The sequence below is a fragment of the Neobacillus drentensis genome, assembly GCF_036962765.1.
GTDB lineage: Bacteria > Bacillota > Bacilli > Bacillales > Cytobacillaceae > Neobacillus > Neobacillus drentensis_C.
The window spans coordinates 1-13,965 of record NZ_JBALOS010000252.1; the positions used below are offsets into that span (position 1 = coordinate 1).

15 protein-coding genes are annotated in these 13,965 nt (G+C 38.9%); 2 read left to right on the forward strand and 13 right to left on the reverse strand.

Going from position 1 to position 13,965, the window contains the following annotated elements:
* Positions 1-229: 229 nt before the first annotated feature.
* The 12 genes from kynA to V7137_RS25520 all read right to left on the reverse strand — a co-directional run bounded on the left by kynA (position 230) and on the right by V7137_RS25520 (position 11,755).
* Positions 230-1,078 carry a tryptophan 2,3-dioxygenase gene (gene kynA / locus V7137_RS25465; RefSeq protein WP_335700665.1) on the reverse strand — a complete coding sequence of 283 codons (849 nt, stop codon included), beginning with the start codon at positions 1,076-1,078 and terminating at the stop codon, positions 230-232.
* Positions 1,079-1,125: 47 nt separating this feature from the next.
* Entirely contained in the window at positions 1,126-2,547 is a 1,422-nt protein-coding gene (locus V7137_RS25470) for an amino acid permease (RefSeq protein WP_335700666.1), read from the reverse strand.
* A gap of 24 nt (positions 2,548-2,571) precedes the next feature.
* A complete protein-coding gene (gene kynU / locus V7137_RS25475) occupies positions 2,572-3,843 on the reverse strand; it encodes a kynureninase (protein ID WP_420490176.1) in 1,272 nt (423 codons plus the stop codon).
* Between the two features lie 39 nt (positions 3,844-3,882).
* Positions 3,883-4,671: a 2-keto-4-pentenoate hydratase gene (locus tag V7137_RS25480; protein WP_335700667.1), complete on the reverse strand. Its 789-nt coding sequence runs from the start codon at positions 4,669-4,671 to the stop codon at positions 3,883-3,885.
* 45 nt (positions 4,672-4,716) lie between these two features.
* Entirely contained in the window at positions 4,717-5,496 is a 780-nt protein-coding gene (locus tag V7137_RS25485; protein ID WP_335700668.1) for a 2-keto-4-pentenoate hydratase, read from the reverse strand.
* Between the two features lie 71 nt (positions 5,497-5,567).
* Positions 5,568-7,034 (reverse strand): aldehyde dehydrogenase, encoded by a 1,467-nt coding sequence (locus V7137_RS25490; RefSeq protein ID WP_420490177.1) that lies wholly within the window; start codon positions 7,032-7,034, stop codon positions 5,568-5,570.
* Positions 7,027-7,500: a RidA family protein gene (locus V7137_RS25495; protein WP_335700679.1), complete on the reverse strand. Its 474-nt coding sequence runs from the start codon at positions 7,498-7,500 to the stop codon at positions 7,027-7,029. Before V7137_RS25495 ends, V7137_RS25490 begins: the two co-directional genes overlap by 8 nt.
* A gap of 22 nt (positions 7,501-7,522) precedes the next feature.
* On the reverse strand, positions 7,523-8,533 hold the full coding sequence (locus tag V7137_RS25500) for an amidohydrolase family protein (RefSeq protein WP_335700670.1): 1,011 nt from the start codon (positions 8,531-8,533) through the stop codon (positions 7,523-7,525).
* Complete coding sequence (locus V7137_RS25505) at positions 8,518-9,057, reverse strand: 3-hydroxyanthranilate 3,4-dioxygenase (protein WP_335700671.1); 540 nt, start codon at positions 9,055-9,057, stop codon at positions 8,518-8,520. The genes V7137_RS25500 and V7137_RS25505 overlap by 16 nt, the downstream gene beginning before the upstream one ends.
* 35 nt (positions 9,058-9,092) lie before the next feature.
* Positions 9,093-9,659: an NADPH-dependent FMN reductase gene (locus V7137_RS25510; protein WP_335700672.1), complete on the reverse strand. Its 567-nt coding sequence runs from the start codon at positions 9,657-9,659 to the stop codon at positions 9,093-9,095.
* Positions 9,660-9,719: 60 nt separating this feature from the next.
* Positions 9,720-10,244: an FAD synthetase family protein gene (locus tag V7137_RS25515; RefSeq protein WP_335700673.1), complete on the reverse strand. Its 525-nt coding sequence runs from the start codon at positions 10,242-10,244 to the stop codon at positions 9,720-9,722.
* 32 nt (positions 10,245-10,276) lie between these two features.
* On the reverse strand, positions 10,277-11,755 hold the full coding sequence (locus tag V7137_RS25520; RefSeq protein WP_335700674.1) for a 4-hydroxyphenylacetate 3-hydroxylase family protein: 1,479 nt from the start codon (positions 11,753-11,755) through the stop codon (positions 10,277-10,279).
* Between the two features lie 447 nt (positions 11,756-12,202).
* Here V7137_RS25520 and V7137_RS25525 point away from each other — a divergent pair, with 447 nt between their 5' ends.
* Together V7137_RS25525 and V7137_RS25530 are read left to right on the forward strand one after the other, a co-directional pair.
* Positions 12,203-12,838, forward strand: coding sequence for a Crp/Fnr family transcriptional regulator (locus tag V7137_RS25525; protein ID WP_335700675.1), 636 nt, complete (start codon positions 12,203-12,205; stop codon positions 12,836-12,838).
* Entirely contained in the window at positions 12,835-13,491 is a 657-nt protein-coding gene (locus V7137_RS25530; RefSeq protein ID WP_335700676.1) for a Crp/Fnr family transcriptional regulator, read from the forward strand. The genes V7137_RS25525 and V7137_RS25530 overlap by 4 nt, the downstream gene beginning before the upstream one ends.
* A gap of 172 nt (positions 13,492-13,663) precedes the next feature.
* Here the strand turns inward: V7137_RS25530 and V7137_RS25535 are convergent.
* On the reverse strand, positions 13,664-13,965 hold a 302-nt coding region (locus V7137_RS25535), incomplete at its 5' end, for a Ger(x)C family spore germination C-terminal domain-containing protein (protein ID WP_335700677.1).

A 13,965-nucleotide genomic window follows, 5' to 3' on the forward strand; every position in this document is an offset into this window, starting at 1 on the left:
CTATGGTTACCGTTGAACCAATTTTTCTCTCTTAACGGGCATCATAGGCTTCCTATGGTTACTGTTGAACCAATTTTTCTTCCTTCACGGGCATTGGTCGCTTCCACTAGTTAGCGCTGTGACTGTTTTTTTCCTCTTAACGGGCATCAGGAACACCTTTGAACTTATGAAAAAAACCGCAAACCTTATAACAAGGTTTGCGGCCAATTGTACCTTAGAAGCTATTCATCTAAAGCTTCGTTCTTAAACTCCAAAGCTCTGGGAAAAATTGTTGGTCTAGTGCTCGTTTTAAATAGGACACACCTGACGACCCACCTGTCCCCTGCTTATGGCCGATGATTCTTTCCACCGTACTCATATGGTTAAATCGCCATAATTGCTGTTGATTGCCGATATCTACTAACTTCTCTGCCAACTCGTATAAATCCCAGTATTGATCAACATTTCGATAGACGGTTAGCCATGCCTCCTCAACACTTGCATTTGGCTCGTAGTTTTTGGACAAATCCCGATTACGAGCTTCATGATCGACAGGTAATCCACGTGCAACGAGTGCCTGGATTGCAGCATCATAAATACTTGGTTGATGCAGGGCCGCTTGCATTTTTTCATATAGCTCTGTTTGATGTTGATAGACTGCTAGTGTATGAGCATTTTTGTTGCCTAAAGCAAATTCAATCAACCGATTCTGATAAGATTGGAATCCTGATGATTGACCCAATTTATCCCTAAACTCTAAGTATTCAGACGGTGTCAATGTAGAAAGAACACTCCAAGACTGAATCAATTGCTGCTGTATTCGCGAAACACGGGAAAGGATTTTGAATGAAGGCTCCAAATCATTGTTTTGAATATGATCAATTGCCGCCGACAATTCATGAATGATTAGTTTCATCCATAATTCACTTGCTTGATGGATAACGATAAATAACATTTCATCATGGTGATCGGATACCCGATGCTGACTAGATAAGATCTTTTCAAGTTGAAGATAATCTCCATAAGACATCGATTTTTGAAAATCGGTTTGGATCGTTTTCTCTAGACCATTGTTTGCGCTTTTTTCTTGTGAGTTCATAATATCCTCCCGCTGTATCCTCTTTTTTATAAACTTACTTTTACGTTCTAATTTACCTTTTTGTTAAGTATAGCATCTGACTCGTTCTTTTCAGGACTGTTTTTTCTTTTATTAAAAATAAAATAGGCAGCAGTTAAAAATAATAACCATGGAACACCGAATTGAAGCATGATTTTAAAACCTGTAAACCAAGTGGTAATCATTAAACTGAGCAGAAGGACCGCTCCTAATATCGTCAAGTAAGGAAATCCGGGCATTTTAACTGGCAATTTCCGGCCACCTGACTTCTCCCACTTTTTTCTGAAAAACAAGTGTGAAACAAACACCATAAACCATGTGAAGATAGCACCGAACATGGAGATTCCCATCATAAAGGCGTACGACGAGTCAGGTAATAATGCGTTTACCCCTGCAGCAAGAAATATCCCCAATGTAGAAATGGCAAGAGCACTTAACGGTACTCCTTTCTTGCTTAATTTACCTAAAAAGGCAGGTGCATAATTTCCTCGTGATAGAGAAAACATCATTCGTGTCGAAGCATAAAGTTGACTATTCATGGCCGAGAGAGCCGCTGTTAAAATTATAAAATTCATAATTCCACTTGCACCTGGAATATTTAAGAGTTCCATCACTTTTACGAAAGGACTTTCCTCCACTCCGGCTGATTTCCACGGAACAATCATTAACATAATGCCAATAGTAATTATATAAAAGGTCGATAAACGGAAAACAGTTGCTTTCAAAGCTTTAGGTACCGCAACATCTGGATCCTTCGCTTCTCCAGCAGTAACGGCGATCAATTCCGTCCCTAAAAAGCTAAATAGAGAAATAAAGATAGCGACCCACATTCCCCACATGCCGAACGGTAAGAAACCACCTTCATTAACGAAGTTCTCAGGTCCCATTTCCGGTTTAGCAGACCCTCCCATGAAAACATATGCTCCAAGGAGAATGAATCCAACGATGGCACTAATTTTGATCATCGAAAACCAATACTCAAATGTTGCAAAGGTATTGACACTTGTTGCATTTACATAAATTAGGACAGCGGCGAACAATAAAATCCATACAAACCCAGGAACATCTGAAAACCAATACTTCATATATACTGCAATTGCACTTACTTCTACCCCAACAGCAAGAACGTTTGCAATCCAATATGAATACCGGACCAGATAACCTGCGAACGGGCTTATATACTTCTCAGATATGGTTCCAAACGCCCCTGAGGTTGGATGGGCCACCGTCATTTCTGATAAACATCCCATTAAAAGTAAAACAATGAAGGCACCAATCGCGTAACTGATTAATACGCTTGGGCCAGCAGTACTGATCGCAAGACCGCTGCCAAGGAAAAGTCCTGTTCCGATCGCACACCCCATCGCAATCATTGTCAGTTGACTAGTTTTTAACTCTCGTTTTAACCCATTTTCTAAGCCATTTCCATTTTTCAAATCATTGTTCGCCATATAATTCCTCCTCATCCCATTAGATTAAGCAACGACTTCACGTCCATTTTTAAACTTTTCATATTGCTTTTCATTCATAATCTTCTTAAGAATCTGGACGACTTCCCAAACATCCGTATAGGAGGTATAAAGCGCGACAGGAGCAAGACGAATGATGTTTGGAGCACGGAAATCTGGAATGATCCCATTTTCTTTCAACGCTTTACAAATTCGCGCTGCTTCTATATGCTCTAAACTCACATGACCCCCACGGCGGAAATCCTCAACTGGGTTTCCAATCGTAAATCCCATGCCTGCTGCCTCTTGATCCAGAAGGTCCATTAAAAATTGATTAATCTTTAACGACTTAGCGCGAATATTTTCAATTCCTGCTTCTGCAAAAATCTCCAATGCGCCTAGTAACGGGGCAAGACTCAGAACATGTGGTGTCCCAATTTGATAGGCCCCTGCGGAATCAGCTGGTGTTAGCGTGTGCTCCATATCGAATTGTTTTTCTTTTTTCGAACCGAACCAGCCAGCCAAACCAGGGGCTGTTCCAAAGTGTTTAGAATTCACATATAAACCGCCCACACTTCCTGGACCACCATTTAAATGTTTGTAATTGCACCAATATGCAAAATCTACCCCCCATTCACTAAACGAATGCGAAATCGCTCCAATCGAATGACATCCATCAAAGCCAATTAATATCCCTCTTTTGTTCGCTTCAGCCGTCAAACGCTTCATGTCCAGGATTTGGCCGCTTCGATAGAGGACGGTTGGCAAAATGATGAGTGCAATGTCATCGGTCATCGCTTCGATAATATCTTCTTCCTCTAAAAAGCGCCCATCCCGGCTTTTTACACGGACAAGATGTGTTTCTGGATCAAATCCGTGAATGCGAAGCTGGCTTTGCAGCGCATAAATATCTGATGGAAAGGTTAATTCATCAGCCAAAATTTTCGTCCGTGTTCCCTCTGGCTTATAGAAAGTAGCAACAAGCTGATGCAAGTTGACCGTTGTGGAACCAGTTACAATCACTTCATTCGCTGAAGCACCTACTAACGGAGCAATCATCTCTCCTAGTTTTTCCGATAAAAAAAACCAAGGGTGTTTCCCATTTGTCCAACCGTCAATTCCATGCTCTTTCCAATCATTTAATGATTCTAGAAGTGTCTTTTCTGCTCTTTTCGAAAGAAGTCCTAGTGAATTTCCATCCATATAGATGGAATTCGGTTTTATGTAAAATTCTTCGCGAAATCTATTAAGCTGATCTTCCATGTCCAATTGTTGTGCATACTCTAAAGATAACAACAAAATCTCCTCCAATTCTCAGACCATATTCAAAAAGTCCAATTATTTGCTAGAAAAAGAAACACTGCCTAAGTCCGCAAATTGTGCCAAAATCGTATCACCTGGTTGAAAGCTAATTGCTTCCGTTATAGCGCCGCTAAGAACGATATCGCCTTTCTTTAATCCCCGACCAGTTTCTCCAAGTTTGTTTACAGCCCAAGCAACCGCAGCAGCTGGATCGCCTAACACAGCAGCACTGGTCCCATTTGTTGCGACCTCTGAGTTCTTAGACATGTATACACCAATTTCTTTCAGGTTTACAGCATCAGGTGATACCCATTTGTTGCCTACAATAAATTTTGAGGAAGAACAGTTATCCGCAACTACGTCTACTAGTGTAAACTTGAAATCTAAATAACGGCTATCAATAACTTCTATAGCTGGTGCTACATATTTTGTCACCTTTAAAATATCGTCAGAGGTAACGCTAGTTCCTTGGATATCTTCATTAATCAAGAAAGCAATTTCGGGCTCTGCCTTAGGATGTATGAAACTACTAAATTGGACTGGTTCCCATTCAGGCGCAAGCATATCATCCATTAAATACCCATAGATTGCTTCATGGACACCCATCATCTCCTGCTTTGCCTTACTTGTTAAACCGAGTTTTACACCAATTCGGCGAAGCCCTTCTTGTTCTTTTTGCTCGATTAATTTTTGTTGAATTTCATAGGCTTGCTCAAATGTTAGTGTTGGGTAACTAGTCGTAATTTTTTCGACTTCCCGCTTGTCCTTTTCTGCAGCTAATAGGTAGTTTACGATTTCTTGTTCTGTTCCTTGCAACAGTGACATAATTGAACCTCCATTTTTAATTTTTTTATACTAGAAAAAACTCTCTTACTCAAATGTTACAGATACAGTTCCTAATGAGCCAAAATCTGCAACAATCATGTCGCCTTCGTTTACTGCAATGGCACCAGAAAGTGCTCCGGGAAGAATTAACTCACCTGCTTTAAGAGTAATCCCGAATTCATGTAATTTATTGGCTAACCATGCGACTGCTTGTGCTGGGTGTCCTAGAGCGGCAGTTCCAGATCCTGTGGCCATAAGTTCATCATTTTTAAAAAGGACCATTCCTTGGGCTCTCAGATCTAATCCTTCAATGGTGCTCAGCTTTTTCCCTACTACCACTCTTGCTGAGGAACCATTATCTGCCACCGTATCAACCAATTTGATTTTCCAATCAGAAATACGGCTGTCGATAATCTCGATGGTAGGTACCACATATTTGGTAGCCATTAACACATCTAGATAATTCACATTGGGACCAACCAAGTCATGTTCCAAAATAAAACCAATTTCCGCTTCAACCTTCGGACTGATAAATTCTTCAATTTTCACAGTTGCTTCATCAGCTATTTTCATATCATCTAACAGGTGGCCATAATCAGGTTCATCGACCCCAAGCATTTGCTGCATTGCTTTACTTGTAAGCCCAACCTTTTTCCCAATTACTTCATTTCCTGCTTTTAACTTTTTACCGATAACTTCGAGTTGGATTTGATAGGCATCGCTTACAGTCAATTCGGTAAAGCGTTCCGTCAGTGGTGCGACAGAATATTGATGATTTTCTGCGTCGATTAATTCATTTGCAATTTTTTCTACTAATATTCCCATTTCTTCCTACACCTTCCTTTTCTATATTAATAGATAAAAAGTGGCCATTCAGCCACCTTTTACTTTCAAACTTATAATTTCATTGTAATCGTCTTAGCCTCTGTGTAAAATTCAAAACTATGACGTCCACCTTCTCGGCCGATACCACTTGCCTTGGATCCTCCAAATGGCGTTCTTAAATCACGATAATACCAGCAATTGATCCAGAATAAGCCTGAATCGATTTGAGAAGCTACACGATGTGCACGCCTTAAATCATTCGACCAGACTACACCAGCCAACCCATAAATCGAATCGTTTGCGATTTGAATCGCTTCCTCTTCCGTTTTAAATGGAATGACAACTAAAACCGGTCCAAAGATTTCTTCCTGTGCGACTCTCATTTTGTTATTTACATCATAGAGCACGGTTGGTTCGTAAAAGTTTCCTTGTGATAATCCTGCCACACGCTTGCCGCCTACAGCAAGCTTCGCACCTTCAGAAATTCCAATTTGCACATAGTTATCAACTGTTTCTAGATGACCTTTGGAAATCAGTGCGCCCATATCTGTCTTTTCATCCAATGGATCGCCCACTTTGATGTTCTTTGCTGCTGTAACAAACTTTTCTAGGAATTTATCATAAACCGATTCTTGCACTAATAATCGAGAACCAGCTAAACAGATTTCTCCTTGATTTCTAAAAATCGCTTCAATTGAACCTGCCACTGCCTCATCTAAGTCAGCATCTTCAAACACGATATTGGCTGATTTTCCACCTAATTCTAATGATACAGGAATTAACTGGGATGCTGCGTTTCTCATAACTGTTTTTCCAGTGGAGCTCTCCCCGACAAAGGAAATCCTGCGAACGTACGGATGAGTGGTCATGGCCGTTCCTACAGTTCCACCTGGTCCTGTAAGTATATTCAACACGCCCGGCGGTAATCCTGCTTCGTTGGCAATTTCACCTAACATGACCGCACTAAGTGGTGTATAGGATGCAGGTTTAACGATCACAGTATTACCAGCAGCTAACGCAGCAGAAACTTTCCAAGTCATTTGCATGAATGGTAAATTCCAAGGAATGATCAAGCTTGTAACACCTGCTGGAGCATATTTGGTATAACTCATATGCTTGGATTGTTCGTAATGCTCGTGATTGATGTATTTTGCCATTTCGGCAAAGAATCTTAAGTTTGATGCAGCACGAGGGATATCAAAATCTCTGCTTTCTTTAATTGGTTTCCCCACATCCAATGTTTCAATTAGCGCTAATTCCTCGACACGTTCCATGACAAGATCTGCCATGCGGCACAGGATCTTTGCTCTTTCTTCTACTGGCATTTTACTCCAAATACCACTATCATATGTCCGCTTTGCAACTTGTATCGCTCTTTCTACATCTTGCTCACTTGCACTTGCAACCGAAGCTAATTTTTGATTCGTAGCTGGATTAATCGTGTCAAAGGTTTCTCCTGAAATAGCGCTTACATATTCTCCATTAATAAACAGCTTGGCATCGTTAATTTGAAGTTGTTTTTCTAGGACATTACTCACCAATATCACCATCCTCAACTTCTACAATCATCTCAACCTCCACAGCGTTATTGTGTGGCAGCTGTGACATCCCTACTGCTGATCTTGCATGCCTTCCCTTTTCACCAAACACTTCCACCAATAAATCAGAGGACCCATTCATGACTTTTGGATGATCTTTAAAATCAGACGTGCTGTTGACCATACCGAGGATTTTGACAATCCGTTTCACTTTGTTTAGGTCGCCGAGTTCATTCTTAACTACTGCTAATAGATTAAGCATACATTGTCTTGCTGCTTGATACCCTACTTCTATCGATACATCTTCACCAAGTTTCCCACGGTATTCATCTGTACCTTGTCCTGATGTGAAAATAAGATTCCCTGTCCGTACACAGCTTACATAATTACCAGATGCCGGTCGGAGGGCAGGCAGCTTTATTCCTAGTTCTTCTAATCTTTCTTCTGGAGTGATCACCTTGTCTATCATCTTCTCATCTCTTTTCCGATTAAATTAGTAGATTAACAGGTAAATTTAAAAATCTAAGTGCATTTTCACCTAACATGGCCCGTTTCTGTTCTTCGCTTAGAGTTAAGTTGTCATCAATTATCTTCCCTGGTGGAGTTTCCCGAAGTAAGAATGGGTAATCCGATCCCATGATGACTTGTTCAGCACCAAATTTTTCTACTAAGAATTTAATATTTACAGGGTTATTTACGATTGAATCATAGAAAAATTTCTTTGCATAAAAACTTGGTGGATTCTCCGTGAGCTGCAAATGCGGCCATACATTCCAACCATGATCAAGTCTAGGAAGAATGTAAGGAAGTGATCCTCCGCCATGAGAAAAACAAATTTTTAGTCCTGGAAATTTCTCGATGACACCGCCTAGGATTAAACTTGCGGCAGCTAAGGCTGTTTCACTTGGCATTCCAACCGTATACATTAAGTTATGGGAGGAAAATCGATCCCCGCCAAGTGTTTCCCATGGATGAACAAATATTGGAACATTCCATTTCTCACACATCGCAAAGAAATCGATTAACGATTCATCGTCCAAATTTTTTCCATTAATGTTAGTACCAATCTCAATCCCTTTTAAGCCAAGTTGATGTACACAGCGGTCTAGTTCGCGAATCGCTTCTTCGACATTTTGCAGAGGAACCGTCCCTAACCCAATAAACTTGGTAGGATGCTGAGCCACTGTTTCCGCAATGAAATCATTTTGAAATCTAGCCATAGCCACCGCTTCTTCTGTAGGTGCCCAATAGGAAAACGTTACAGGAATTGGCGATAAAACTTGTATGTCTACATTTTCTCTATCCATATCGGAAATCCTTTTTTCCGGACTCCAAACTTGGTCTGTCACTTCACGGAACACCTTTCCGGATACCATGATATTAGCACCACATGAGCAAGTAGGCTGGAGGACCGGCCACTTGTCGTTTTGGTACTTTTTAGCAAAATCGGGGAAATTTTCAGGGATGATATGTGTATGAAAATCTACTCGCATTTCCATTCACTCGCTTCTTCTGGCATAATATGTCCACAGTTCTTACAAGAGCGAAGTTCTAAATTATTATTAAATCCATTAATCGCCTCTTTTACCTGAACTTCAATATTCGTCAATTGGACGGTAACGCGGTGCATTTCATGATCACATTCATCACAGAACCAAACAAAATCCTCTAATTCACCTTCAGCTCTGTCACGTTCAATGACGATTCCGATTGTATCAGCGACCCGATGTGGGGAGTGTGGTACGTTTGGAGGGAGATGAAATACTTCTCCTTCTTTCACCGTAATTACTTCTCTTTTACCGTTCGCATTAATAATTTCAACGTAGCAATCACCTTTTAATTGATAAAAAATCTCTTCTGATGGATCAACATGGAAATCACGGCGTTTGTTTGGACCTCCGAGAATCATAAACATTAGTTCTGAATCCTTCCAAACCACTTTATTATTTACCGGTGGCTTAAGTAATTCCTTATTTTCGTTAATAAATCCCCATAGATTAATTGGTTTTAAAGAGTTTGTCATAGCAATCTTCTCCTCTCAAATTTTAATACAAAAGCTTATCCATTTACAGTTGCGAATTTTTCTTCTGATGATTTTAATGCCTCCTGCATGAAGACCACTTCTTTCGCTAACGCAGTAATTCTTGTAAGAACCTCAGCATCGATGATTTCATTTTCTTCATTAAAATGATCGTTATTAACATAGACATAGCCTGGTGCCACAAAGGCTCGGAAAAATCCTGCGATCGGCTTCAATTGGTTTTCGATAACAAGGTAATGTTGATATGTACCGCCTGTTGCAACAAAACCGATTACTTTGTTGCGAATATCCTTTGGATTGATTAAATCAAACAAATTTTTGAGTGGGCCTGATAAAGATCCTTGGAATATCGGTGTTCCGATAATATAGAAGTCAGCAGAATTAACAATATCTAGAACTTTTTTCGTGTCACCTATATAGTTTGAAGGATTTCGTCCATCACAGAACTGTACATCATAATCTCTTAAATCCAACAATTCTACTTCAACGTTAGGATTATGTTTCTTTACTTCCTCTAATACCTTTTGAACAACAATACTTGTTTTTGCTCCAATAATGGTGCCTGAAATTCCTAATAACTTCATAGTGTGTACTCCCTTCTATTGCTGAGTGATATCAAGTAGTTTTATTTACTTTGCTCCTGTTTATAATCCTAGTAACGAGTAGGACTGCTGAAAATCTCCCTCTGAAATTAACTGACGGATTCTCGTCGATGAAATAAGTTTTCCGCTTTTACAATAAACAGGTGGAGTGATATTAATATGAAAATACTTTTCTAAAAGATGCACATCGCCATCTCTATTTTTTCCAAAATGAAAGTCAGCACCCACTGTAACCTCTACCGGGTTTAACTTAGTTAATTCACAGATAAAATCTTCAGGTGGCCGGGTCGCATACCATTCATCGAAGCTGGCAACAATTATATAATCAACACCTAACTTCGCTATTCTGCTAACCTTTTCCTGAATTGGTGTCAAAATTTGAACGCCCTTAAAAAAATTTCGAGGAGGCGGGTCGAAAGTATAGACAACGCTAGGAACCTGAGAAACTCGACTCTTTTCCACAGCTTGTTTAATCACGGCTTGATGTCCTTTATGGACACCATCAAATGCACCTATCGCAATCACAGAACCTGCTAGTGTCAGAACTCCATCTTTTAGCGTTTGCATCGTTCACACCTCCTCATACTACTGATTATCGTTTATAAGCTAGTAACCTCATTTTTTCGATTAAATATTTTCATTGCTTCATCAGCCAGCTCAAAGGAATTATTCCTTTTGTGGTTGTTATAGAAAATCGCTCTTTTACGAATTGGATCTCCAGTATAATAGCGTTCGTATTGAAGTACCCTTTGTCCGAATGCTTCACCGCATAAATCCCATGCTAATTTAAAAAGATGGACACGCTCTTCCGCTGAAATGCCCTCTCTTCCAAGATAATACTTCTCTAAATCCTCTCTTAATTCAGGATTCTCGAAATCGGCATCTGTAGGAGACATTAATAGTCCACCTGCACCAATGATTTGGATCACCTCAATCGCACGTGGGTACATTTTTGGCAGCAATCCTCTAATTGTTTCAAGTGGTGCATAGGCCGGCATCGCTTCGCCAGTAGCAGTTACTTCATGTTCATACTCAGAAATTCGGAGCAATGCCCTAATCGATTCAACCGATTGGACTAATTCTCCTAAATCATTTTGTACATTTAGGAAGGCATCCACACCGATGGAGTCGGCGATTTTACAAGCCACTTCAGTTGCAAATTGTAGTTTGATTAACCCTCTTACACCAGACTGATGAGCTGGCTGCTGGGCGATTCCTGTTTTCGGATATAGTAAATTGGCAGCTTCTACATTGTTATAAAGGAATACACGATCCCATGGCACTAAAACATCATTAAATACCAAGACCGCATCCATTTCTTCAAATCTTGATGCTAATGGGTGGTCATAAACAGAACGCTTTCCATCCTGCATCGCTTCACGACAGATAATGCGAAGACCTGGCGTATCAAGTGGAAGTGCAAATGCAAGTGCATAACGTTCATCACCAGGCTTAAAACCAGGAAAAGAATAAACAATCACTTCGTCTGTGATCGGTGCAAGGGTAGCTAGCATTTTAGCCCCTCTTACGATTAAGCCATCAGGTGTTTCTTTAACCGCACCTAAATGGGTAAACATATCTTGTTGTTCGTGTGAAGATTTACTGCGGTCATTTTGCGGATTGATGATGGCATGAGTTAAAAATAAGTCGTTATCACGGATATGCTTAAAATAGGATCGAATGTTTTTTCCCCATTCAGGATTGTATTTATCCAAGAACTCGGAATTGCTCGCCATTGAAGTTACAACGACATTCAAGAAATCAGGAGTTCTGCCCATTAAACCAAATGTCGCTTTAGCGAACTCTTCGAACGTTCTTCTCCGGGCTTGTAGATCTTGATAGCTTTTTGGCACCAAGAAAGCATTTGAAATTCTTTCTCCCGTTTCTTCACAAATATGTGTTATCTCGTTTTGATACTTAGAATCATGTTGCATATCATATAGCTTTGCAATTTGAAGAATTGGCTGATGAAAAACAGGCTCTTCAAAGATATTTTTTACTTTTTTTCCAGATAACCAAACTTCCGGTGTTCGTGATTTTAACGCCTCGATATATTGTGCTCCTGTACGAATTCCCATAAAACATCCTCCTTTAAATTCATATTTTCATTATAAAATTGATTTTTTTGAGTCATTGTAGTCTGATTAACATTTTTTCTAAAAAGTTATACTTTTCATTTTTTTCCGAATAATAAAAAGCATCTCTCCATTTGGAATGGACTGATATGCTTTTCAACTGTACTCCCAGTTTTTTGACTTCTTAGAGTTAAAACTTTTTGGTTTATCAAATTGGATGAAACATGGTTTTGGCTGAATATTTAAAATTCAGCCACCCAAAGTTGATTTTATATCTTGTATCTTTTACACTATTGATAAGCAGTTAACAATATTAAGTCTTTCTTACAATTAATTGTAAGCGTTATCAATTAGTTACAACGAAGTTATGACATTTGATAAATTTACATATATCCTAGATTTAAAGTTTTATAGATTATTTTTATAAAAAATCACCTAGGAGTTGATTTGGTGGCAATCTTGTTTGACAGTGATCTTAATTGGGAATCGTGTTTACAGTTTGGTACTAGACAATTTTTCAAGGAGAAAGCTTGTATTTACCAGCAAGGAACTCTGGGGGATGGATTTTATTATATCCAAAAGGGGTTAATTAAAGTAACCACTACAACTCCGATTGGAAAAGAGCGTTTGTTAAACATCGCCATTCCCGGGCAACTTTTAGGAGTTCAAGCGATGGATCGACAGCCCCACTTTACGACGGCCACAGCGGTTAATGACTCTATTCTCTATTATTTCTCCTGTGAACATTTTCAAAAATTAATAAAGTCTCAGCCTTCCATCCTTAACATTTTTATCAAAACTGTCATACATAAAATGCACATCCTAGCCGATAAAATCTATTTGGACTCTCTCTTACCAGATCAACAATTGGCAGTGATTCTACTAAATATTTGTTACGAATTTAAGAATTTTGAAATTCCGCTCACACAACAAGACCTTTCAAAATGCACTGGCTTAACGAGAATAACGTTATATAAAATTTTAAAACAATGGAAAGAAGAAGAAATTATTGAGATTCATGGGAAAAAATTTTTAATAAAGAAACCGGACGAATTAAAAAATCTTCTTGGTAAGGTGTTGACATGAAAAATCTTCGATACTCGTGGCGGCCTTTTTTAAAATATGGGAAAAAACTAGAGGTTGAGGAAAATGAAGTCGTGTACCATCAGGGAAGTGAAGGCAAGGGCTTCTTCTACCTAGCTAAGGGTGGAATAAAGATTACCCTCCTTTCTCATGAAGGAGTGGAGAGGACGGTGAATTATGTTCCTGAAGGGATGTTGTTTGGGGAACATGGTGCTAGAAATGAACCCTATTTAACCTCTGCCATCTCAAACGGTCGATCTGAAATCTATTTTTTCTCAGATGAAGCATTATTGATGATTTGTAAAGAACGTCCTGAGGCAGCATGTATTTTTACCAATTCATTAATCTATAAATTTAGGATACTGGCAGAAATTATTGCCTTTCTCAATTCCCCTGTTGAACAGCAAATGGCTCATTTCCTTTTAAAACTGGTAAACGAAAATGGGAATGTTTCCATTGATCAGACATCCTTTGCCCGATACATAGGGACATCTCGAATCACGGTAAATAAAATACTTAATAAGTGGAAGAATCAACAATGGATCCAAATTTCAAACCGTACGATTGATATCCTAGATATTAATCGGTTAAAAGAACTTAGAGACGCTGGTGCCATAAACATTTCAAACTTGGATATATTAATGTTATCTATTTAGTTATTGAATAAATACAAGAAGCGGGTGCCAATAAAGGTATCCAGCTTCTTCTTCTTTCCAAAGCTTTAAAATTTATTAGTTTAAAAGTAAAGAAATTGGGTATCACCCCCTTCATGCCCGTAGAGGAAATTGTTGGGACGATACCCCACTCCAGAAGTATCAATGTTTTCGATCAACGTTTGTAGTTTTCACTTTGTTCTATATGAATCATTACTTTTATATTTTTTATGGAATGTACGTCAAATGCTTTTATCATATTTAGATCCCATTTTTTTAGATAGTATCTATAAGATTTTTCACTTATATTTAATACATCTGTTCCTAGTTCTTCACCTTTCTTCACTGTATCTAAAATATCTTTTTGTATTTTTTTATTTAAATCTTTTTCAATATTATTTATGCTTCTTTGTTCTTCATTTTGGACCATAAGAGCATTTGCTTTCACAACTAAGATGTACGAGGGTTTGTTTCCAT

Coding starts and splice junctions, on each gene's coding strand:
- kynA (WP_335700665.1), bottom strand. CDS start 1,078: ATGAACTCACAAGAAAAAAGCGCAAACAATGGTCTAGAGAAAACGATC.
- V7137_RS25470 (WP_335700666.1), bottom strand. CDS start 2,547: ATGGCGAACAATGATTTGAAAAATGGAAATGGCTTAGAAAATGGGTTA.
- V7137_RS25480 (WP_335700667.1), bottom strand. CDS start 4,671: ATGTCACTGTTGCAAGGAACAGAACAAGAAATCGTAAACTACCTATTA.
- V7137_RS25485 (WP_335700668.1), bottom strand. CDS start 5,496: ATGGGAATATTAGTAGAAAAAATTGCAAATGAATTAATCGACGCAGAA.
- V7137_RS25500 (WP_335700670.1), bottom strand. CDS start 8,533: ATGGAAATGCGAGTAGATTTTCATACACATATCATCCCTGAAAATTTC.
- V7137_RS25505 (WP_335700671.1), bottom strand. CDS start 9,057: ATGACAAACTCTTTAAAACCAATTAATCTATGGGGATTTATTAACGAA.
- V7137_RS25510 (WP_335700672.1), bottom strand. CDS start 9,659: ATGAAGTTATTAGGAATTTCAGGCACCATTATTGGAGCAAAAACAAGT.
- V7137_RS25515 (WP_335700673.1), bottom strand. CDS start 10,244: ATGCAAACGCTAAAAGATGGAGTTCTGACACTAGCAGGTTCTGTGATT.
- V7137_RS25520 (WP_335700674.1), bottom strand. CDS start 11,755: ATGGGAATTCGTACAGGAGCACAATATATCGAGGCGTTAAAATCACGA.
- V7137_RS25530 (WP_335700676.1), top strand. CDS start 12,835: ATGAAAAATCTTCGATACTCGTGGCGGCCTTTTTTAAAATATGGGAAA.